Source organism: Bradyrhizobium sp. CCGB20 (assembly GCF_024199855.1).
Lineage (GTDB): Bacteria > Pseudomonadota > Alphaproteobacteria > Rhizobiales > Xanthobacteraceae > Bradyrhizobium.
This window is the reverse complement of sequence record NZ_JANADN010000001.1, coordinates 424,880-444,634: the sequence shown is the minus strand read 5'-3', so window position 1 is coordinate 444,634 and position 19,755 is coordinate 424,880. Positions and strand designations below refer to the sequence as shown.

Below are 19,755 nucleotides of genomic sequence, written 5' to 3'. Positions count from 1 at the left end.
ATGCGCTACCCCAAGATTTCCTGAGGCCTGGCTTTGAGCGGGTTGATACGAGGCAAGATGCGGCTGTTCGGACACAGGGTCATTTGCGTGCGGGGCGGCCGCGAGGTGTTTTCCGGGCTCGATTTCGAGGCGGTCTCGGGCGAAGCCGTGGCGGTCGTCGGCCGCAACGGGTCGGGCAAGACCTCGCTGCTGCGGCTGATCGCGGGCCTGCTCATTCCAGCCGGCGGGACGATCGCACTGGACGGCGGCGATGCCGAGCTGACGCTGCCGGAGCAATGCCACTATCTCGGCCATCGCGACGCCCTGAAGCCGGCGCTGAGCGTGAAGGAAAACCTGTCGTTCTGGGCTGATTTTCTCGGCGGCGAGCGCTGTGACGCCACCGAGAGCCTCGCCATCGTCGGGCTCGACCATGCCACCCACCTGCCCGCAGGCTTCCTGTCCGCCGGCCAGCGCCGCCGGCTGTCGCTGGCCCGCCTGCTGACGGTGCGCCGCCCGGTCTGGCTGCTGGACGAGCCGGCCACGGCACTCGACGCGGCCGGCCAGGACATGTTTGAGGGCCTGATGCGCGACCATCTCGCCCGCGGCGGCCTGATCGTCGCCGCCACCCACGCCCCGCTGGGCATCGAATCGCGCGAGCTGCGGATCGGGGGTGCGGCATGAGATTCGCGGACCCTCAGCTTTTCTCGGGCGCGGGACGCTTGCGGTGCGAGGCCCCGGTGTCCGAAGGGAGCCCCTCATGACCGCCCTGTCCGCCCTCATTCGCCGGGACATCCGGATCGCGGTCCGCGTCGGCGGCGGGGCGCTGATCGGGGTGCTGTTCTTCCTGACCGTGGTGGTGCTGATGCCGTTTGCGGTCGGGCCGGATCTGGCGCTGCTGTCGCGGCTGGGGCCGGCGATCCTGTGGCTCGGCGCACTGCTGGCGAGCCTGCTGACCCTGGACCGGCTGTTCATGGCCGACCACGAGGACGGCTCGCTCGACCTGATCACGATGAGCCGGACCCCGCTGGAACTCGCCTGCGCCGCCAAGGCGCTGGCGCATTGGCTGGCGGCGGGCCTGCCGCTGATTGTCGCAACCCCCGTGCTCGGCCTCTTGCTCAACCTCGACATGGTCGCCACCGGCGCGGTGGCGCTGACATTGCTGGCGGGCACCCCGGCCCTCACCTTCACCGGCATGATCGGCGCAGCACTGGCGGTGACGCTGCACCGGGGCGGGTTGCTGATGGCCGTGCTGGTGCTGCCGCTGTCGATTCCCGTCCTGATTTTCGGGGTCGCGGCCTCGCAGGCCGTGATCGTCGGCCCCATGACGTTCGGCGCACCGTTCTCGATCCTGTGCGCACTGTCGCTGGTCAGCCTTGTGGTCGGCCCCTTCGCCGCGGCGGCGAGCCTGCGGCATGGTCTCGACTGAGATGGGCCCGACTGACCTTGACCCCGATCAATTTTCGTCGCTCGCTTTCGTGCTGATTGCCTGAGCGCTTAGCTGTGATTATCAGAATACCATGACGCTGATCGACCTCGCCAATCCGACACGGTTCCTCGCGCTGACGGCGCGGGTGTTGCCATGGCTTGCGGCCGCGACCGTCATCCTGCTCACCATCGGCCTCTACCAGTCCGCGCTTGCGCCCGACGACTATCAGCAGGGTGCGACCGTGAAGATCATGTTCATCCACGTGCCCAACGCCTGGCTGTCGATGTTCGTCTGGGGCGTGATGAGCATCGCTTCGCTGGGCACGCTGGTGTGGCGCCACCCCCTCGCCGATGTTGCCGCGAAGGCCGCTGCACCGATCGGCGCCAGCTTCACCTTCCTCGCGCTGCTCACGGGCTCGCTGTGGGGCCGGCCGATGTGGGGCACCTATTGGGAATGGGACGCCCGGCTGACCTCGGTTCTGATTCTCTTCCTGATGTATCTCGGCCTGATGGCGCTGTGGCGCGCGGTCGACGATCCCTCGCGCGCGGCGCGCGCCGCCGCGGTGCTGACGCTGGTCGGTGCGATCAACCTGCCGATCATCAAGTTCTCGGTCGACTGGTGGAACACGCTGCACCAGCCGGCGTCGGTGATGCGCATGGGCGGCTCGACGCTCGACAAATCGTTCCTGATTCCGCTGCTGGTGATGGCAATCGCGTTCACGCTGCTGTTCGTCACGCTACATCTGGCGGCGATGCGCAACGAGATTTTGCGCCGCCGTGTCCGTTCGCTGCAGATGATGCAGGCGAGCCAGAAAGCTGCGTGATCATGTCCCTCGGTCCCTACGCGTCCTTCATCGTGACGTCGTACGCCGCTGCGGCGCTCGTCGTCGTGATCCTGATCGGCTGGATCGTGCTCGACTATCGCAGCCAGACGGAGCGCCTGCGCGAGCTCGACCGCAGCGGCGTCACGCGCCGTTCGGGCCGCAGCGCGACAGATCGGCCGTGAGGCATCCATCATGAGCGATCAGTCGACCTCCGGACCGCAGCGCCGCACCTTCCTGATGGTGCTGCCGCTGCTCGCCTTCATTGCCCTGGCGCTGCTGTTCTGGTTCCGGCTCGGCAGTGGCGATCCTTCGCGGATTCCCTCCGCGCTGATCGGCCGGCCCGCGCCGCAGACCGTGCTGCCGCAGCTCGAGGGATTGCAGGCCGACAACGCGCAGGTGCCGGGCCTCGATCCCGCCGTGTTCAAAGGCAAGGTCAGCCTCGTCAATGTCTGGGCCTCCTGGTGCGTGCCCTGCCATGACGAGGCGCCGCTCCTGACCGAGCTGGCCAAGGACAAGCGCTTCCAGCTCATCGGCATCAACTACAAGGACGCCGCCGACAACGCGCGCCGCTTCCTCGGCCGCTACGGCAACCCGTTCGGCCGCGTCGGCGTGGATGCCAACGGCCGCGCCTCGATCGAATGGGGCGTCTACGGCGTGCCGGAGACGTTCATCGTCGGGCGCGAAGGCACCATCGTCTACAAGCTGGTGGGACCGATCACGCCGGACAATTTGCGCACGGTGCTGCTGCCGCAAATGGAAAAGGCGTTGAAGGCGGGGAGCTGATCGCTGCTTTCGTGCCACACACTCAACTGTCATCGCCCGACTTGATCGGGCGATCCAGTATTCCAGAGACGTCAATCGTTTACGGAGAGGCCGCGGCGTACTGGATGCCCGGTCGAGCCGGGGCATGACAGCGGTATGTGGGGCGAACGCTTCGCTAGCCCTTCCGCACATCCCCCGCTTCGGCCTCGCTCGCTTCGAGCGACACCGGCTCGAGGTGGTAGCGCTTGGTCAGCGGCATCTGGGCGATGGCGAAGACCATGGTCAGCGGGGTCACGCCGAACACCTTGAAGTTCACCCAGAAGTCGGTGCTCTGGGTGCGCCAGACGATCTCGTTCAGGATGGCCATGCCGGCGAAGAACAGCGCCCAGCGCAGCGTGAGGATGCGCCAGCCCTGCGGGGTCAGGTTGAACATCTGGTCGAACATCACGGCGATGAAGGAGCGGCCGAACAACAGGCCGCCGCCGAGGATCGCGGCAAACAGGCCGTAGATGATGGTCGGCTTGACCTTGATGAAGGTCTCGTCGTGCAGCACCAGCGTCAGCGTGCCGAACACCAGCACGATCACGCCTGTCACGATCGCCATGATCGGAATATGGCGCGTCACCACATAGGACGCGATCATCGCCGCGACGATCGCGACCATGAAGGCGCCGGTAGCGGCGAACAGATTGAACTTCGCATTCACGAAGAAGAAGACGAGCAGCGGACCGAGCTCGGTCGCAAGCTTGAACAGCGGATGCGGCTGGGTCTTGTCCATTCTCAGCTTTCGATTCCGGCGATCGCGCGGGCGAAATCGCGCGCGGTGAACGGCGCGAGATCGTCGACGCCTTCGCCGACGCCGATGAAATGCACCGGCAGTTTGAATTTCTCCGCGAGCGCCACCAGGATGCCGCCGCGCGCGGTGCCGTCGAGCTTCGTCATCACGAGGCCGGTGACCCCGGCGGTGCGATGGAAGGCCTCGACCTGCGACAAAGCGTTTTGGCCGACGGTCGCATCAAGCACAAGCAGCACCGCATGCGGCGCAGTGTCATCCACCTTGCGGATCACGCGCACGACCTTTTCGAGCTCGTTCATCAGCTCGGCCTTGTTCTGGAGGCGGCCGGCGGTGTCGATCAGCAGGACGTCGACACCCTGTTCCTTTGCCGCGGTCAGCGCGTTGAAGGCGAGGCTCGCCGAATCCGAGCCCTGCGCCCCGGCGACGACCGGCGTCTTCGTGCGTTCGCCCCAGACCTTCAGCTGCTCGATGGCTGCGGCGCGAAACGTGTCGCCGGCGGCGAGCATCACCTTGCGGCCCTCGGAGGCGAATTTTTGCGAGAGCTTTCCGATGGTCGTGGTCTTGCCGGAGCCGTTGACGCCGACCACGAGGATGACGAACGGCTTCTTCGCCGTATCGATCACGAGGGGCTTCGCCACCGGCGACAGCACCTTCTCGACCTCGGTCGCGACGACGTCCTTGACCTCGTCCGCGGAGATCGCCTTGTCGTAGCGACCTGTGCCGACGGCGTCCGCAATGCGAACCGCGACCTGGGTGCCGAGGTCGGCGCGCAGCAGCACGTCCTCGATGTCATCGAGCATGGCGCGGTCGAGCTTGCGCTTGGTGACGAGGTCGGCGACCGCGGTCCCGAGCGAGGACGAGGTGCGCTTCAGCCCGTTGGACAGGCGGCGCCACCAGCTCAGCTTGGGGGTCTCGGAGGTATCGTTCATGGTGCTCGTGCCGCCGATTTGAAGTTCCTACTCTCTTGCCGCAAGTTCGGTTAGGAACTTCAAATCGAAGAGCGGCACGAGAAAATATTGTTGCCAGTGCGGCCCTGGATTTGGCATTCGCTTCACGTTTCGCGGCGAGCGCTGAGCGAATGCCAAATCCACCGCACTGGTGTGTTAGCCGTTCCGGCTCCCAAACGAAAGTCTTGCAATTGCTCGATGTTCCCGAATTGACCGCTGATGAGATCCTGGCGCGCGTGCTCCATCGCGACGGGCTTATGCTGGTCATCGACAAGCCGGCCGGCCTGCCGGTGCATCGCGGCCCCAAGGGCGGGGCTAATCTCGAAACATCGTTCGACGCGCTACGCTTCGGCCTGCCGCGACCGCCGGTGCTGGCCCACCGGCTGGACAAGGACACCTCCGGCTGCCTCGTGCTCGGCCGCCACCGCAAGGCGACGGCCTCGCTCGGCCTCCTCTTCAAGCACGGCAAGATCGGCAAGACCTACTGGACCGTGGTCGAGGGCGGCCCTGCCGAAAACGAAGGCACCATCGACATGCCGCTCGGCCGGCTCAACGCCGAGCGCGGCTGGTGGCAGAAGCCCGATCCGGAAGGGCAGAAGGCGATCACCAACTGGAAGGTGATGGGCCGGGGCGACGGCTTCACCTGGCTCGCCATGGAACCGGTAACCGGTCGAACCCATCAATTGCGGGTGCATTCGTCCGCGACCGGCTGGCCGATCTTCGGCGATAACATTTACGGCAACGGCCCGCGCTTCGGCGAGCCGAAGCTGCACCTGCATTCCCGCGAGATCGTGGTGCCGATCTCCCGGAACAAGGAGCCGGTCCGCGTGGTCGCGCCGGCGCCGCCCCACATGCACGAGAAGCTCCGCGCCTGCGGATGGAATGGAGAGTAGCCTTCGAAACCCTCATGGTGAGGAGCGCGAAGCGCCGTCTCGAACCATAGAGGCCCCGCTGCCGCATCTCGCCCGCGGCCATCCTTCGAGACGCCCGCTGCGCGGGCTCCTCAGGATGAGGAACAGTGCCCGGCTACCGCGCCATGGTTTACGAAACGTTCAGGGCTCGTCTCTAATGATAGCGGTTGCTTAGAACAAGCTTCCGTCAATCTGCTCAGGACGAGCTACGCGTCATGTCCACGGCCGGGCTATCGATCATCGACGAAGTCGAATCCGCGATTCGGCTCGGCTCGGCGGAAAAGGGCCTGGAAACGGCCCGCCGCGTCACCGACCTGTTCCTCTCCTCCGCCGGCAGTTTTGACGACGAGCAGATCGCGCTGTTCGACGACGTGCTCGAGCGCCTGATCGGCACCATCGAGCTGCGCGCCATCGCCGACATGGGTGCACGCGTCGCGCTGGCCGAGATCAGCGCGCAGCTTGCGCCGGTCGCGCAGGCGCCGCCCTCCGTGATGCGCCGCCTCGCCAACAATGACGAGATCCGCATCGCCGGTCCCGTGCTGCAGGAATCCGCGCGGCTCGACGACGGTGAGCTGGTGAAGATCGCCTCCAGCAAGGGCGAGCCGCATCTGCTCGCGGTCGCCGGGCGCTGGTGGCTGAAGGAGATCGTCACCGATGCCTTGCTGGCGCGCCGCTATCCCAGCGTCAGCCGGCGGCTTGCCGCCAATCCCGGCGCGCGCGTTTCCGGCAAGGGGTTTGCCGTCATCGTCGGACAGGCCGAGGCCGATCCCGAGCTCGCCGTGAGCGTCGGCGTCCGCGTCGACCTGCCGTCCGACTTGCGCCGCCAGTTGCTGCGCTCGGCCACGGATGCCGTGCGGACCCGCCTGCTGTCGCGCGCGCCGCCGCATCTGTTCGAGGAAATCCAGACCGCCATCGCCGCCGTCACCGTCGGCGTCGAGCGCGAGATGTCGGGCGTCCGCGACTTCGAAGGCGCCAAGCGGGCGATTGCAAACCTCAAGGCCGCGGGCCAGCTGACCGAAGCAACGCTGCTCGGCTTCGCCACGCAGCGGCGCTACGAGGAAGCCGTGGCTGCCCTGGCGGCGCTGTCCGGATCGACCGTCGAAGTGATTCGCCCGCTGATGCAGAGCCTGCGCGAGGACGGCCTGCTGGTGCCGTGCAAAGCGGCGCAGCTCAGCTGGGAAACCACCGTCGCCGTGCTCGAAAGCCGTTTCGCCACCGGTGCGATGAAGCCGGCGGACATCGCGAGGGCGCAGGGACATTACGCAAGGATGACGCCGGAGAATGCGCGGCGGACGCTGCGGTTCTGGCAAGTAAGGGCGTCGTAGCGACGCGCGCATTTAGGCACACTGCCTACCACACGGATGGTGTCATCACCCGCGAAATGTTTAGTCCGGAGACATAGCTGACACCTGTTCGGACACATCACTGACAGGTTGGGCGTTGGTCAAGTCGATGGATGCGACCTGCCAGCTGGCGAAGAAGATTCCGTAGTGGCCGTCACGATCCAGCGGTCGGATGGCGAGACGTTCGCGTGCGAAAGCCTGGGGAACTTTCCAGAAGCGCCCCTTGAAGGAGATGTAGGGTCTTGTCGATGAGACCCTGCGCACGATCTCGCCGCTGTCATACGCGACGTTCGGAACGCGGGCCGGCATGGCACGGGCACTTGGCCGGAAGCGATCGGCAGGGACGTGCATATCCAGGCCCTCGTGGGGCCGCTCCAGATTGTAGACCGGCCGCCAGGCATCGAAGGCACGCTGGACTTCCGGGAGGGTGCGGAAGCGGCGCATGGCAAAGACCTCGGCCTTCAGGGTGCGATGGAAGCGTTCGTTCTTGCCGCGGGCCTGTGGATGGCACGGCCTGGCATGGACCACCCTGACGCCAAGCTTGAGCAGCCACACCTTCAGTCCGGTCCAACGAATGCCGGACGTGTCGCCCCAGGGTGAGCCGTTGTCGGTGTAGAAGGCCTCCGGCAGGCCATAGCAGCGGAACGTCGCCGTCAGGTGATCCTGCACGGTCAGACGCTGCTCGTCGGCACAGGCCTTCAGGCACAGAACATAGCGCGAGTGATCGTCGACGATTGTGAGCGGATGGCAGCGCGTTCCGTTGGCGAGCGGCAGGTGCCCCTTGAAGTCCATCTGCCACAGCAGGTTGGGAGCTTCCTTCTCGAAGCGGTGCCCCGGATTTGGCGGTGCATTCTCGCTGGGGCTGACCCGGCCGTTCCGGCACAGGATCTGGTGCACCGTTGACGGCACAGGCACCGTCTGCCCGCCCCGCTTCAGGCAATGGGCGATCTTCCGCGCTCCCCAGGCCGGATGCTTGTCGCGCACAGCCAGAACCTGCGTCTCGACCGCGGGCTCACTCCGCCTGGGCATCGCGTGCGGGCGCCGCGAGCGGTCGGCCAGCTCCCGATCACCGGCCTGCCAGCGCGCCAGCCACTTGTAGCCAACATCAGGACTGATGTTGAACCGGCGGCAGAGCTCGCGCCGATTGGCTCCCTCTTGCAAAGCAAGCCGCACAAACTCGTGGCGCTGATCCATTACTGACACCTCATTCCAAGGCATGGACGGCCTCCCGAATCGGACCAATCCAGCCAATGTTGATGTGTCAGCTATGTCTCCGAACACCCGTCAGTGATCTGTCCGGGCTAAACAGAAAGCGGGTGATCCAGTATTCCAGAGACAATGGTGGGGTACGGAGAAGCCGCGGCGTACTGGGTCGCCCGGTCAAGCCGGGCGACGACACCTGTTATATGGTGAGACGTTCGCCATCGCTGCCGCCAATCACGAGCGTCACAACACTTCCCACACGCTCACCCGCAATCGCAACCGGCAGATAATGCTCCGTACGCCCCTGCCCTTCGCTCTCGATCAGCACATCGCGCGTCGCACCCACTTCGGCTTGCAGCCGCTGCCGCAACGCGACCTCGCCCGCCGCACGCAGCCGCTTCGCACGCGCCTTGATCGCTGGCCCCGCAACCTGCGGCATCCGCGCGGCCGGCGTGCCGGGGCGCGGGGAATAGGGGAAGACGTGCAGGAACGTCAGACCGCACTCCTCGACCAGATCCAGCGAACGCGAAAACATCTCCTCGGTCTCGGTCGGGAACCCCGCGATGATGTCGGCGCCGAAGGCGATGTCCGGGCGCAGGCGGCGCACCCGGTCGCAGAACGCGATCGCATCCTGTCGCGAATGCCGCCGCTTCATGCGCTTCAGGATCATGTCGTCGCCGGATTGCAGCGACAGATGCAGATGCGGCATCAGCCGCGCATCGTCGGCGATGGCGTCGAGCAGATCGTTGTCGGCCTCGATCGAATCGATCGAGGAGATGCGCAGGCGCTTCAGCTCCGGCACATGCCGCAGGATCTGCTTCGTCAGCAGGCCGAGTTTCGGCGCGCCGGGCAGATCGGCGCCGTAGCTGGTGAGATCGACGCCGGTCAACACGATCTCGGCATGGCCGCGCGCGACAAGCGCCCGCACCTGATCGACAACCGCGCCCATCGGCACCGAGCGCGAATTGCCGCGGCCGAAGGGGATGATGCAGAAGGTGCAGCGATGGTCGCAGCCGTTCTGCACCTGCACGAACACGCGCGGCAGGCCGCTCGCGAAACCGTCGATCAGATGCGGGGCCATCTCCTTCACCGACATGATGTCGCTGACGGCGATTTTTTCGTTCGCACCGAGATCGAAAGCGGCACGCGCCTCGCGCCAGGCTTCGCCGCGCATCTTGTCGTCATTGCCGACGACGCGGTCGACCTCGGCCATCTCGGCGAACATCCGGCTTTGGGTCTGCGCCGCGCAGCCGGTGACGACGATGCGCGCACCGGGCCGCTCGCGCTTCAATTTGCGGATCGACTGACGCGCCTGCGCCACCGCCTCGTTGGTAACGGCGCAGCTGTTGATGACGATGGTGTCGGAAAGCCCCGCGCCCTCGGCCTCGCGGCGGATGACTTCCGCCTCAAAGGCATTGAGGCGGCAGCCGAAGGTGACGATGTCGACGGCCATCAGCCGACCGGCGCGAACAGCGCCGGATCGAACTTGCCTTCGTATTCAAAGGTCGCGGTGCCTGTCATCAGCACGTGGTCGTCGCGCTCGCGCCATTCGATGCCGAGCTTGCCGCCCGGGAGCGTCATCTCGACATTGCGCTCGGTGCGCTTCAGACGCGCAGCCGCAACCGCGGTCGCGCAGGCCGCCGAACCGCAGGCCCGAGTTAAGCCGGCGCCGCGCTCCCAAGTGCGCATCGTGATGTGCTCGCGATCGACGATCTGGGCCAGCGTGATGTTGGCGCGCTCGGGGAAGATCGGGTGATTTTCCAGCAGCGGACCGAAACGCTCCAGATCGTAGGCGTTGACGTCATTGACCCAGAAGATCGCGTGCGGATTGCCCATGCTCACGACCGACGGCGAATGCAGGATCGGATTGTCGATCGGCCCGATCTGCAATTCGATGTAGCGGGTGTCGCGAAACTCTTCCGCCAGCGGAATGTCCTGCCAGCCGAATTTCGGCGCGCCCATGTCGACGGTGTAGAGATCGGGCGCCGGCCCCTGCCAGGCGTTGAGCAGGCCGGCAGCGGTCTCGAACGTCGCCGTGGTCTGGCCGCTCTTCTCGAAGATGCGGCGCACCACGCAGCGCATGCCGTTGCCGCAGGCGCCGGCCTCGGAGCCGTCATTGTTGTAGATGCTGATGAAGGCTTCGGTGCCGTCGAACCGCGGCTTCTGGAGCACCATGAGCTGGTCGTAGGGCACACCGCCTTGCGCCGACGCCACCGCGCGGGCGTCGTCCGGCGTCACCTTTGCCGTGGAATCGCGCATGTCGACAACGACGATCTCGTTGCCGATGCCGTTCATCTTGGCAAATGCGTGGTTGGCCAGCGCGCTCATGAAAATTCCCGAATTTCGCCTGCCTTATATGGCGATCCTTGCCGCCTTGGCCAGTGATTTGCCGCCATGGCCAGGACACTGCCATGACGCATCTGTCATGGGACGAATTCGGCACTCGCGTGTTAGAACGGCGCGGTTGGCGCAATCCGGGACGCGCGGCCGGCTTAAGGCTTTGGGGGGCCTAAGGCCTTTGGGGGTGTAAGGCCTTGGCGGATAAGCTCTTGGGGAGAATAGAATGTATCGTTTTTGCCGTCTTGCTCTGTTCGCGCTGATCCCGGCAGCGACCATGTCGTTTGGCGTGCCCGGCGCCCTGGCGCAGACCGCGAGCCCGGCGCCCGCCGCATCGGCCAGCCCCTCGCCGGCACCGTCGGCTTCGCCCGCCCCGGCCGCAAGTGCCGCGCCTGCGCCCGCGGCAACGCCTTCTCCGGCGCCATCGCCTGCGGCCAGCGCTTCGCCGTCACCCGGTCCTGCCGCCCCGCCGCCCGCTGCGGCCGCGACGCCTGCCCCGGTGCAGACCGCCGATCCCTTCGGCCTTGAGACCACGCTCGAGCCGAAGAAGGTCGTGATGGTCAAGGGAACTGCCAATTGGGATTCGGCCTTCGACACGCTGATCGACGCCTTCAAGGCGCTGAACACGCTGCTGGACAAGCAGGGCATCAAGCACGCCGGCAATTCGATGATCGTCTACACCTCGACCGACGACACGGGCTTCACCTTCCTCGCCGAGATTCCGGTCGAGCAGGACCCGAAGAACCTGCCCAAGGACATGAGCGTCGGCAAATCGCCGGAAGGCAAGGCGCTGAAATTCGTCCATCGCGGCTCCTACGACAACATGGACAATACCTACGAGGCGATCACCAATCACCTCGACGACAAGAAGCTGGAAGCCAAGGACACCTTCGTCGAGGAATACCTCACCGATCCCCTGAAGACGGCAGAGGACAAGCTCGTGATCAACGTGTTCGTGCCGCTGAAGTGAGACCGATGAAAAAGCCTGCCGCTGTTACCCTTGCCGCCGTTGTCGCCGCCACGTTGCTGGCAACGCCCGCACGCGCCGATGATTTTCCCGCCGCCATCACCGTGAGCGGCGAAGCCACGACGTCCGCGGCGCCGGATCTGGCGCACATTGACGCCGGCGTCGCCAACGATGCCAAGACGGCGAAGGAAGCGTCCGACGCCAACAACGCCGCGATGGGCAAGGTGCTGCTGGCGCTGAAGGGCGCCGGCATCGCCGAGAAGGACTATCAGACCTCGCGTCTGTCGCTTCAGCCGCAATACGGCCAGAACAAATCCACCGGCGCCTCGCCCGTGGTCGGCTTCCGTGCCTCCAACCGCGTCACCGTGAAGATTCGCGACGTGACCAAGGTCGCCGGCATCATCGACACGCTGGTCGGCGCCGGCGCCAACGACATCGGCAATATCTCCTTCGAGGTGACGCAGGCCTCAAAACTGCTCGACGACGCCCGCGAGCAGGCGGTCGCCGATGCCCGCCGCAAGGCGGAGATCTATGCCAAGGCCACCGGCGTGACGCTGGGCGCCCCGCTCAGCGTGTCCGAGGGCGGCGCTCCGGTGCCGCTGTTCAAGTCGCGGATGGCGACGGCGCCGATGGCCGCGCCCGCTGCGGTCGCGCCGGGCGAGGAGACACTGTCGGTGACGGTGAATGTGAGCTGGGCGATCAAGGCCAAGGAGCAATAGGCCGGAACAGGCACACTGCCTTCGCTTCGCTTGTCCGGGACGACAGCGGGGCTAAATCTCCACCACCTGCCCCGGCTTCATCGCCACGAACCGCTCCTGCGGAATCTGCGCCGCATCGAGCGCCTCGACCAACGCCTTGGCCGGCGCGTCGATCGCCTCGTCGGTCAGCTGGAACGTGCCGTGATGATGCCCGAGCGCTTGCTGCGCGCCGCAATCGCATAGGGCCTTCACTGCATCTTCCGGGTTCATGTGCTGGTCGCGCATGAACCAGCGCGGCTCGTAGGCGCCGATCGGGAGGATCGCCAGGCGGAGCGGCCCGTGCTTCTCGGCGACGCGGCGGAAATGCCCGCCATCGCCATAGCCGGAATCGCAGACGACGTAGAGTTTGCCGGCCGGCGTCTCCAGCACGAAGCTTGCCCACAGCGCCTTGTTACGATCGAACATGCCGCGCGCGGTCCAGTGCCGGGTCGGCACCAGTGTCACGGCGATGCCGCCGCCGAGCTCGACGCGGTCGTGCCAGTCGAACGCTTCCACCTTGATGGCGGAATCGGCGCTACGCATCGTCACGTCGTTGCCGAGCGGGGTTACCACACGCGGTGCGAAATTCTTGGCGACCCGCGACAGCGTCACGATGTCCAGATGATCGTAGTGGCCGTGCGAAACCAGCACGACGTCGATCTTCGGCAATTTGTCGAACGCGATGCCGGGATCGTTGTGGCGCTTCGGTCCGGCCCATCCCACCGGCGAGACCCGCATCGACCAGACGGGATCGACGAGGATGTTGAGGCCGCCGGTCTGGATCAACCAGCTGGCGTGGCCGACGAAGGAGAGCCGCACCTTGTCGCCGTCGACACGGGGCGGCGGCGTGTCGGCTTGGGGGTTGGGGACCCAATCCGGCCAGGTCTCGCGTTTCCGTCCGCCGCCGAATTGCCAGCGGAACACTTCGCCGAGCGATCTCGGCGGCGCGCCGTTCGGATCAAAGAAGTGCAGGCCGTCGAAATGATCGGAGACGGGGCCGTCGTAGTTCTTCATGCGGGAGATCCAAAGGGACGGAAGACCGACCAGCGCACCGGTTCCGGCAAGCAGTCCGAAAAGGCGGCGTCGGGTGATCGGCACGGGCTTCAGGGATGATCGAGGCGGTCAGACATCAGCCTCTCATATGGGCGGGGCCGGCGGAAAAGGAACCCGCGACCAAAAGAGCCATATTTTCAGGACCTTGCCCTGGCAAAGAGGCCGCAGCACCCTAACTTTCCTTGACTTTTGGGCGGGAGCGGCGTTTAACCCCGCCACTTTCTCGGAAAGGCTTTCTTTTCGACCCGCCGACTGGCCCTGGAGGCCAGAGGTCAACGCCCGACAGCGCTGTGCGCCCTCGGGCGTGAAGGTGTTTGGAAGATCGCTTACCCAGGTAAGTGGTCATCCCCCGCGAAAGCGGGGGATCCAGTATTCCAGAGGCGGCTCGGCTAGAACCGGGACGCCGCGGCGTACTGGATGCCCCGGTCAAGCCGGGGCATGACAGCGGAGAGTAGCGGCGCGCCCCTCACCCGGGGACAGCAACAGGACAACGGCATTGTTCGACAATCTGTCGGAACGGCTTGGTGGCATTCTCGATCGTCTGACGGGGCGCGGTGCGCTGACCGAAAAGGACGTCGATGCCGCGATGCGCGAGGTGCGCCGCGCGCTGCTGGAGGCCGACGTCGCGCTCGAAGTGGTGCGCAGCTTCACCGAGCGCGTCCGCGAGCAGGCGATCGGCGCCACCGTCGTCAAGTCGGTCACGCCCGGCCAGATGGTGGTCAAGATCGTCCATGACGAGCTGATCAACACGCTCGGCGCCGAGAGCCAGGCCCTCGACGTCAATTCCGTGCCGCCGGTGCCGATCATGATGGTCGGTCTGCAAGGCTCGGGTAAGACGACCACCACCGCAAAGCTCGCCCGCCGCCTGGTCCAGCGCGACAAGCGCAAGGTGCTGATGGCCTCGCTCGACGTCTATCGTCCGGCGGCGATGGAGCAGCTGGCCGTGCTCGGCCGCGACCTCGACATTCCGACCCTGCCGATCGTGGCGGGCCAGCAGCCGCCGCAGATCGCGAAGCGCGCGCTGGAGGCCGGCAAGCTCGGCGGCTACGACATCGTGCTGCTCGACACCGCCGGCCGCACCACGCTCGACGAAGAGATGATGGCGGAAGCGGCTGCGATCAAAGCCGCCGCGAACCCGCATGAAGTGCTGCTGGTCGCGGACAGCCTCACCGGCCAGGACGCCGTCAACCTCGCCCGCGCCTTCGATCAGCGCGTCGGCCTCACCGGCATCGTGCTGACCCGCGTGGACGGCGACGGCCGCGGCGGCGCGGCGCTGTCGATGCGCGCGGTCACCGGCAAGCCGATCAAGCTGATCGGCACCGGTGAAAAGACCGATGCGCTGGAAGATTTCCATCCCGACCGTATCGCCGGCCGCATCCTCGGCATGGGCGACGTGGTCTCGCTGGTCGAACGTGCCGCCGCCAATATCGACGCCGAAAAGGCCGCGCGCACCGCCGAGCGCATGCGCAAGGGTCAGTTCGACCTCAACGACATGCGCGAGCAGCTGCTGCAGATGGCCAACATGGGCGGCATCAGCGGCCTGATGGGCATGATGCCCGGTATCGCCAAGATGAAGAACCAGATCGCGGCCGCCGGCATCGACGACAAGATCCTGAAGCGCCAGGTTGCGGTGATCGATTCCATGACGCGCGACGAGCGCCGTCATCCCGACCTGCTCAAGGCCAGCCGCAAGAAGCGCATCGCCGCGGGCAGTGGCCAGAGCGTCGAGCAGGTCAACAAGCTGCTCAAGATGCACCGGAACATGGCCGACGTGATGAAGGCCATGGGCTCGGGCAAGCGTGGTCCGCTCGCCGGCATCGCACAGGCGATGGGCTTTGGCGGCGGCATGAAGCCGCCTTCGCCGGAAGAGATGAAGGCGTTGCAGGAAAAGATGCAGAGCGGCGGCGGTGGCCTGCCGAATCTGCCGAAGGATTTGCCGGCCGGGCTGCGCCAGGGTCTGCCGAACGTTCCAGGACTGACCGGGCTGAGCGGCAAGCCGATGCTGCCGGGCCTCGGCGGTTTCCCAGGCAAGAAGAAATGAGGAATTCGTCGCACGGGTCGCAAATGTCCCGCGTGACGCGAAAATACCGATCAACCGAACAAAACGTACTTTGAAGGAGAACTAAATGTCCGTCGTTATCCGCCTCGCTCGCGCAGGCACCAAGAAGCGCCCCGTCTATCACGTCGTCGTCGCCGACTCGCGCTTCCCGCGCGATGGCCGTTTCATCGAGCGTCTCGGTTATTTCAACCCGCTGCTGCCGAAGGACAACGAGGCCCGCCTCAAGCTCGACATGGACAAGGTGAAGGCTTGGGTCGCCAAGGGCGCGCAGCCGTCCGACCGCGTGTCGCGTTTCCTCGACGCCGCCGGCGTCAAGAAGCGTGAAGCCCGCAACAATCCGCAGAAGGCCGTGCCGCGCAAGGAGCGCAAGGCGCAGGCCGAAGCCGCCGCGAAGGGCTAAGGCCAGGACATGTCGGCGCTGGTCTGCGTCGCGCGGATCGGCGCCGCGCATGGTGTGCGCGGTGCGGTCAAACTGTGGACCTTTACCGAAGATCCCTTTGCCATCAAACGCTACGGCCCGCTGCTCGCCAAGGACGGCAAGCGCCAGTTCGAGGTCGCAACGGCGCGTGAGGCCAGGGATCATCTGGTCGCGACGTTCAAGGGCGTCACGACCCGCGATGAGGCCGAGCGCCTCAACGGCATCGAACTCTACGTCGCGCGCGACAAGCTGCCCGCGACCGATGCGGACGAATATTACCACACCGACCTGATCGGCCTCGCCGCCGTCACCACTGACGGCGAGCCGCTCGGCCGCGTGCTCGCGATCCATAATTTCGGCGCCGGCGACATCATCGAGATCGCGCCCCTCAAGGGCCCGACGATGCTGCTGCCGTTCTCGAATGCGGTGGTGCCGGAGGTCGATCTTGCCGGCGGCCGCGTCGTGATCGCGCTGCCGCTCGAGGTCGAAGGCGATCGGGACGAGGGTGACGATCCCTCCGCGAGTCGTCCCCGCGAACGCGGGGACCCGTAACCACAGGCCGTGGTTTTGGCTAAGCTGATCGCTCCAGCCATCGCAAAACTGGCTGCCGTAATTATGGGTCCCGGATTGCGCTGCGCTTGTCCGGGACGACGAGAACTGAGATCCGATGACCAACCCCTCACCCTGGCGCGCGACCGTGCTGACGCTGTTTCCGGAGATGTTTCCGGGACCGCTCGGCGTGAGCCTGGCCGGCCGCGCGCTGGCCGCCGGGCTCTGGGCGGTTGAGGCGCGGGACATCCGGGCCTCGGCCACCGACCGGCATCGGAGCGTCGACGACACCCCGGCCGGCGGCGGGCCGGGCATGGTGCTGCGGGCGGACGTTCTGGCCGCCGCGATCGACGCGGCGGAGATCGGCCCGGACCGGCCGCGCCTGCTGATGAGCCCGCGGGGTCGGCCATTGACCCAGGCCCGGGTGACGGAGCTCGCCAAGGGTCCAGGTCCCCTGATCGTCTGCGGGCGGTTCGAGGGGGTGGACCAGCGGGTGATCGACGGGCGGGGCCTGGAGGAGGTCTCGATCGGCGATTACGTCCTCTCCGGGGGCGAAATCGCCGCCTTGGCCCTGATCGACGCCTGCGTCCGGCTGCTGCCTGGTGTGATGGGCAAGGAAGCCTCGGGAACCGAGGAAAGCTTCTCCGAAGGCCTGCTCGAATACCCCCAATACACCCGCCCGCAGCTGTTCGAGGGGGCTCCAATCCCGGAAACCCTGACCTCAGGCGACCACGCCAAGGTTGCGAGCTGGCGGCGGGCGCAATCCGAGGCCCTGACGGCGGCCCGGCGGCCCGATTTATGGGCCCAAATCCCGGCCAAGGCCCCGAATCGCGCCGGACGCCAAAAAACGCCAAAAAACAAGACAGACGGGTGACAAACGCTCCGGCTTGCCTTATAGGAGCGCCCACATCCGCAATAGCTGGATCAACGAATTTCGCGCAGCCCCCGGTTCTCACGGCTGGGCGCGCCGATGGAGATTTACCCATGAACCTGATCAAGCAGCTCGAGCAAGAGCAATTCGACAAGCTCTCCGCCGGCAAGACCATCCCGGAATTCGGTCCCGGCGACACCGTGATCGTCAACGTGAAGGTCGTCGAAGGCGACCGCACCCGCGTGCAGGCCTATGAAGGCGTCTGCATCGGCCGTTCCGGCGGTGGCCTCAACGAGAGCTTCACCGTCCGCAAGATCTCCTACGGCGAGGGCGTCGAGCGCGTGTTCCCGGTGATGTCGCCGATGATCGACTCGATCAAGGTGGTGCGCCGCGGCAAGGTGCGTCGCGCCAAGCTCTATTACCTCCGCAACCTTCGCGGCAAGTCGGCCCGCATCGTCGAGAAGCAGGACCGCGCGACTGCCGTCGGCGAGTAATCTCCGCCACCAGGCAAGTTTCAGAGAGCGCGGGGCCAAACCCCGCGCTTTTTTGTTGCGTCAGCCGTGCGCGTCAAACCTCTCGCGCTTCCAAATCGGCCTGCTATATATTCTTGGAATGTTTCCAGATCTGACCAGCCCCTCGTCCGTCAAGCGCATCGTCATCGACGATCGCTCGCGGCTGCCCGGCCGGTTCTTCGGACGCTTCGCGACCTCGGCAACGTCAGAGCTTACGCGCGCAGCCTAAAAGCTGCGCTGACGATTTTGTTGCCCGCGCGCCACCCGCGCACATCCGCTTACACAACATTCCTTCGGAGCTGACGCTCATGTCCAAGCCGACCACATTGTACGACAAGATCTGGAACGATCATCTGGTGCACGAAGCCGAGGACGGCACCTGCCTGCTCTACATCGATCGCCATCTGGTGCACGAGGTGACCTCGCCGCAGGCGTTCGAAGGCCTGCGCGCCACCGGCCGCAAGGTCCATGCGCCGGAGAAGACGCTCGCCGTCGTCGACCACAACGTGCCGACCACCGATCGCACCAAGCCGAATCCGGATCCGGAGAGCATCGAGCAGATCAAGGCGCTGGCCGAGAACGCCAAGGAATTCGGCATCGAATATTATGACGAGTTCGACAAGCGCCAGGGCGTCGTCCACGTCATCGGCCCCGAGCAGGGTTTTACGCTGCCCGGCACCACCATCGTCTGCGGTGACAGCCACACCTCGACGCATGGCGCGTTCGGCGCGCTTGCGCACGGCATCGGCACGTCCGAGGTCGAGCACGTTCTGGCGACGCAGACGCTGATCCAGAAGAAGGCGAAGAACATGCGCGTCACCGTCGACGGCAAATTGCCGGAAGGCGTGACGGGCAAGGACATCATCCTGGCCATCATCGGCGAGATCGGCACCGCGGGCGGCACCGGCTACGTGCTGGAATACGCCGGCGACGCGATCAGCGCGCTCAGCATGGAAGGCCGCATGACGGTCTGCAACATGTCGATCGAAGGCGGCGCCCGCGCCGGCCTCGTTGCGCCCGACCAGAAGGCCTACGACTTCCTGCGCGGCCGCCCGAAGGCGCCGAAGGGCGCGGACTGGGATGCGGCGATGCGCTACTGGGAGAAGCTGCGCTCCGACGAGGGCGCGCATTTCGACAACGAGCTGCGCCTCGACGCCGCCAAGCTGCCGCCGATCGTGACCTGGGGCACGAGCCCTGAGGACGTGATCTCGGTGACCGGCTTCGTGCCCGATCCCGACAAGATCGCGGACGAGGCCAAGCGCCTGTCCAAGCATCGTGCGCTGAAATACATGGGCCTGACGGCGGGCACGAAGATCACCGACATCAAGGTCGATCGCATCTTCATCGGCTCCTGCACCAACGGCCGCATCGAGGACCTGCGCGCCGCGGCGAAGATTGCCGAAGGCAAGCACGTCTCGGGGCATGTCAACGCCATGGTCGTGCCGGGCTCCGGCATCGTGAAGGAGCAGGCGGAAGCCGAAGGTCTGGACAAGATCTTCATCAAGGCCGGCTTCGAATGGCGTGAGCCCGGTTGCTCGATGTGCCTCGCGATGAACCCGGACAAGCTGAAGCCGGAAGAGCGCTGCGCCTCGACCTCGAACCGCAACTTCGAGGGACGCCAGGGCTTCAAGGGCCGCACGCATCTGGTGTCGCCGGCAATGGCGGCAGCAGCCGCGATCGCGGGCCACTTCGTCGATGTCAGGGAGTGGCGGTAAGCCGTTCCCCGCAATTTGAGCGAAAGCGGCAAACGGCCGTTAATCGCCAGCACCGACACTGCGTCCTCGCGACGGTTTCGCGAGGACGCTTCTCATGGCCAACAAGCCTGAATATGTCGACCTGATCGGCGATGCGACGCGCCAGCACCGACGGCGCGCGACGCCGCTGCGCGCCGTCGCCAGGCCCGAGGTCGAGGAGGCCTCGAGGCTCAGCCGCTGGCCGCCGGCGATGTTCAAGCAGTGGAAGCTCGAGAATTTGACGCGGTGGAAGTCGACGTCATGGAAGCTGAAGGATTGGCTCTAGCCAAAAACAAAGGGCGCCGTCGAGGCGCCCTTTTCATGTCGAT

The 19,755-nt window shown here is 65.9% G+C and carries 22 protein-coding genes; 16 read left to right on the top strand and 6 right to left on the bottom strand.

The window, feature by feature from the left end:
- Window positions 1–57 precede the first annotated feature (57 nt).
- The 5 genes from ccmA to NLM15_RS02070 all read left to right on the top strand — a co-directional run bounded on the left by ccmA (window position 58) and on the right by NLM15_RS02070 (window position 3,011).
- The gene (gene ccmA, locus NLM15_RS02090) at window positions 58–660 is read left to right on the top strand and encodes a heme ABC exporter ATP-binding protein CcmA (protein WP_254115040.1); all 603 of its coding nucleotides are present in this window, start codon (window positions 58–60) and stop codon (window positions 658–660) included.
- Window positions 661–736: 76 nt separating this feature from the next.
- Window positions 737–1,405, top strand: a complete 669-nt coding sequence (gene ccmB, locus NLM15_RS02085; RefSeq protein WP_254115039.1) for a heme exporter protein CcmB — start codon at window positions 737–739, stop codon at window positions 1,403–1,405.
- A gap of 91 nt (window positions 1,406–1,496) precedes the next feature.
- Window positions 1,497–2,228, top strand: coding sequence for a heme ABC transporter permease (locus tag NLM15_RS02080; protein ID WP_254115038.1), 732 nt, complete (start codon window positions 1,497–1,499; stop codon window positions 2,226–2,228).
- Entirely contained in the window at window positions 2,225–2,410 is a 186-nt protein-coding gene (gene ccmD, locus NLM15_RS02075) for a heme exporter protein CcmD (RefSeq protein ID WP_254115037.1), read from the top strand. The genes NLM15_RS02080 and ccmD overlap by 4 nt, the downstream gene beginning before the upstream one ends.
- 10 nt (window positions 2,411–2,420) lie before the next feature.
- Window positions 2,421–3,011: a DsbE family thiol:disulfide interchange protein gene (locus tag NLM15_RS02070; protein ID WP_254115036.1), complete on the top strand. Its 591-nt coding sequence runs from the start codon at window positions 2,421–2,423 to the stop codon at window positions 3,009–3,011.
- Window positions 3,012–3,165: 154 nt separating this feature from the next.
- On the opposite strand, the gene NLM15_RS02065 is transcribed toward NLM15_RS02070, so the two are convergent.
- Window positions 3,166–3,768, bottom strand: a complete 603-nt coding sequence (locus NLM15_RS02065) for a septation protein A (protein WP_254115035.1) — start codon at window positions 3,766–3,768, stop codon at window positions 3,166–3,168.
- A 2-nt stretch (window positions 3,769–3,770) separates the two neighbouring features.
- A complete protein-coding gene (gene ftsY, locus NLM15_RS02060) occupies window positions 3,771–4,715 on the bottom strand; it encodes a signal recognition particle-docking protein FtsY (RefSeq protein ID WP_254115034.1) in 945 nt (314 codons plus the stop codon).
- Between the two features lie 209 nt (window positions 4,716–4,924).
- Here ftsY and NLM15_RS02055 point away from each other — a divergent pair, with 209 nt between their 5' ends.
- Window positions 4,925–5,626 (top strand): RluA family pseudouridine synthase, encoded by a 702-nt coding sequence (locus NLM15_RS02055; protein WP_254115033.1) that lies wholly within the window; start codon window positions 4,925–4,927, stop codon window positions 5,624–5,626.
- 233 nt (window positions 5,627–5,859) lie between these two features.
- Entirely contained in the window at window positions 5,860–6,969 is a 1,110-nt protein-coding gene (locus tag NLM15_RS02050) for a DUF2336 domain-containing protein (protein ID WP_254115032.1), read from the top strand.
- Between the two features lie 60 nt (window positions 6,970–7,029).
- Here NLM15_RS02050 and NLM15_RS02045 read toward each other — a convergent pair whose 3' ends face one another.
- From NLM15_RS02045 to dapF, 3 genes are all read right to left on the bottom strand, one after another.
- Entirely contained in the window at window positions 7,030–8,205 is a 1,176-nt protein-coding gene (locus tag NLM15_RS02045) for an IS481 family transposase (protein ID WP_254115031.1), read from the bottom strand.
- A gap of 184 nt (window positions 8,206–8,389) precedes the next feature.
- Window positions 8,390–9,643 (bottom strand): tRNA (N(6)-L-threonylcarbamoyladenosine(37)-C(2))-methylthiotransferase MtaB, encoded by a 1,254-nt coding sequence (gene mtaB, locus NLM15_RS02040; RefSeq protein ID WP_254115030.1) that lies wholly within the window; start codon window positions 9,641–9,643, stop codon window positions 8,390–8,392.
- Window positions 9,643–10,518 (bottom strand): diaminopimelate epimerase, encoded by an 876-nt coding sequence (gene dapF / locus NLM15_RS02035; protein ID WP_254115029.1) that lies wholly within the window; start codon window positions 10,516–10,518, stop codon window positions 9,643–9,645. The genes mtaB and dapF overlap by 1 nt, the downstream gene beginning before the upstream one ends.
- Window positions 10,519–10,753: 235 nt before the next feature.
- Between dapF and NLM15_RS02030 the strand changes: the two genes are divergently transcribed.
- Entirely contained in the window at window positions 10,754–11,497 is a 744-nt protein-coding gene (locus NLM15_RS02030) for a GyrI-like domain-containing protein (RefSeq protein ID WP_254115028.1), read from the top strand.
- Between the two features lie 5 nt (window positions 11,498–11,502).
- Window positions 11,503–12,213, top strand: coding sequence for an SIMPL domain-containing protein (locus NLM15_RS02025; protein WP_254115027.1), 711 nt, complete (start codon window positions 11,503–11,505; stop codon window positions 12,211–12,213).
- Between the two features lie 51 nt (window positions 12,214–12,264).
- Here NLM15_RS02025 and NLM15_RS02020 read toward each other — a convergent pair whose 3' ends face one another.
- The gene (locus tag NLM15_RS02020) at window positions 12,265–13,329 is read right to left on the bottom strand and encodes an MBL fold metallo-hydrolase (protein ID WP_254115026.1); all 1,065 of its coding nucleotides are present in this window, start codon (window positions 13,327–13,329) and stop codon (window positions 12,265–12,267) included.
- A 451-nt stretch (window positions 13,330–13,780) separates the two neighbouring features.
- Between NLM15_RS02020 and ffh the strand changes: the two genes are divergently transcribed.
- The 7 genes from ffh to NLM15_RS01985 all read left to right on the top strand — a co-directional run bounded on the left by ffh (window position 13,781) and on the right by NLM15_RS01985 (window position 19,712).
- Window positions 13,781–15,325, top strand: a complete 1,545-nt coding sequence (ffh, locus tag NLM15_RS02015) for a signal recognition particle protein (RefSeq protein WP_254115025.1) — start codon at window positions 13,781–13,783, stop codon at window positions 15,323–15,325.
- Window positions 15,326–15,410: 85 nt separating this feature from the next.
- Window positions 15,411–15,743, top strand: coding sequence for a 30S ribosomal protein S16 (gene rpsP, locus NLM15_RS02010; RefSeq protein WP_254115024.1), 333 nt, complete (start codon window positions 15,411–15,413; stop codon window positions 15,741–15,743).
- A gap of 9 nt (window positions 15,744–15,752) precedes the next feature.
- A complete protein-coding gene (rimM, locus tag NLM15_RS02005; protein WP_254115023.1) occupies window positions 15,753–16,313 on the top strand; it encodes a ribosome maturation factor RimM in 561 nt (186 codons plus the stop codon).
- A gap of 115 nt (window positions 16,314–16,428) precedes the next feature.
- Window positions 16,429–17,184: a tRNA (guanosine(37)-N1)-methyltransferase TrmD gene (gene trmD / locus NLM15_RS02000; RefSeq protein ID WP_254115022.1), complete on the top strand. Its 756-nt coding sequence runs from the start codon at window positions 16,429–16,431 to the stop codon at window positions 17,182–17,184.
- A gap of 110 nt (window positions 17,185–17,294) precedes the next feature.
- Complete coding sequence (gene rplS / locus NLM15_RS01995; protein ID WP_254115021.1) at window positions 17,295–17,675, top strand: 50S ribosomal protein L19; 381 nt, start codon at window positions 17,295–17,297, stop codon at window positions 17,673–17,675.
- Between the two features lie 326 nt (window positions 17,676–18,001).
- Entirely contained in the window at window positions 18,002–19,408 is a 1,407-nt protein-coding gene (gene leuC / locus NLM15_RS01990) for a 3-isopropylmalate dehydratase large subunit (protein ID WP_254115020.1), read from the top strand.
- Window positions 19,409–19,502: 94 nt separating this feature from the next.
- Window positions 19,503–19,712, top strand: coding sequence for a hypothetical protein (locus NLM15_RS01985; RefSeq protein WP_254115018.1), 210 nt, complete (start codon window positions 19,503–19,505; stop codon window positions 19,710–19,712).
- Window positions 19,713–19,755: the final 43 nt, after the last annotated feature.

Excerpts from the sequence above, each read along its gene's own strand:
- ccmA (WP_254115040.1), top strand. The coding sequence starts at position 58 with ATGCGGCTGTTCGGACACAGGGTCATTTGCGTGCGGGGCGGCCGCGAG.
- ccmB (WP_254115039.1), top strand. The coding sequence starts at position 737 with ATGACCGCCCTGTCCGCCCTCATTCGCCGGGACATCCGGATCGCGGTC.
- NLM15_RS02080 (WP_254115038.1), top strand. The coding sequence starts at position 1,497 with ATGACGCTGATCGACCTCGCCAATCCGACACGGTTCCTCGCGCTGACG.
- NLM15_RS02070 (WP_254115036.1), top strand. The coding sequence starts at position 2,421 with ATGAGCGATCAGTCGACCTCCGGACCGCAGCGCCGCACCTTCCTGATG.
- NLM15_RS02065 (WP_254115035.1), bottom strand. The coding sequence starts at position 3,768 with ATGGACAAGACCCAGCCGCATCCGCTGTTCAAGCTTGCGACCGAGCTC.
- ftsY (WP_254115034.1), bottom strand. The coding sequence starts at position 4,715 with ATGAACGATACCTCCGAGACCCCCAAGCTGAGCTGGTGGCGCCGCCTG.
- NLM15_RS02050 (WP_254115032.1), top strand. The coding sequence starts at position 5,860 with ATGTCCACGGCCGGGCTATCGATCATCGACGAAGTCGAATCCGCGATT.
- NLM15_RS02045 (WP_254115031.1), bottom strand. The coding sequence starts at position 8,205 with ATGCCTTGGAATGAGGTGTCAGTAATGGATCAGCGCCACGAGTTTGTG.
- mtaB (WP_254115030.1), bottom strand. The coding sequence starts at position 9,643 with ATGGCCGTCGACATCGTCACCTTCGGCTGCCGCCTCAATGCCTTTGAG.
- dapF (WP_254115029.1), bottom strand. The coding sequence starts at position 10,518 with ATGAGCGCGCTGGCCAACCACGCATTTGCCAAGATGAACGGCATCGGC.
- NLM15_RS02030 (WP_254115028.1), top strand. The coding sequence starts at position 10,754 with ATGTATCGTTTTTGCCGTCTTGCTCTGTTCGCGCTGATCCCGGCAGCG.
- NLM15_RS02025 (WP_254115027.1), top strand. The coding sequence starts at position 11,503 with ATGAAAAAGCCTGCCGCTGTTACCCTTGCCGCCGTTGTCGCCGCCACG.
- rpsP (WP_254115024.1), top strand. The coding sequence starts at position 15,411 with ATGTCCGTCGTTATCCGCCTCGCTCGCGCAGGCACCAAGAAGCGCCCC.
- rimM (WP_254115023.1), top strand. The coding sequence starts at position 15,753 with ATGTCGGCGCTGGTCTGCGTCGCGCGGATCGGCGCCGCGCATGGTGTG.
- trmD (WP_254115022.1), top strand. The coding sequence starts at position 16,429 with ATGACCAACCCCTCACCCTGGCGCGCGACCGTGCTGACGCTGTTTCCG.
- rplS (WP_254115021.1), top strand. The coding sequence starts at position 17,295 with ATGAACCTGATCAAGCAGCTCGAGCAAGAGCAATTCGACAAGCTCTCC.
- leuC (WP_254115020.1), top strand. The coding sequence starts at position 18,002 with ATGTCCAAGCCGACCACATTGTACGACAAGATCTGGAACGATCATCTG.
- NLM15_RS01985 (WP_254115018.1), top strand. The coding sequence starts at position 19,503 with ATGGCCAACAAGCCTGAATATGTCGACCTGATCGGCGATGCGACGCGC.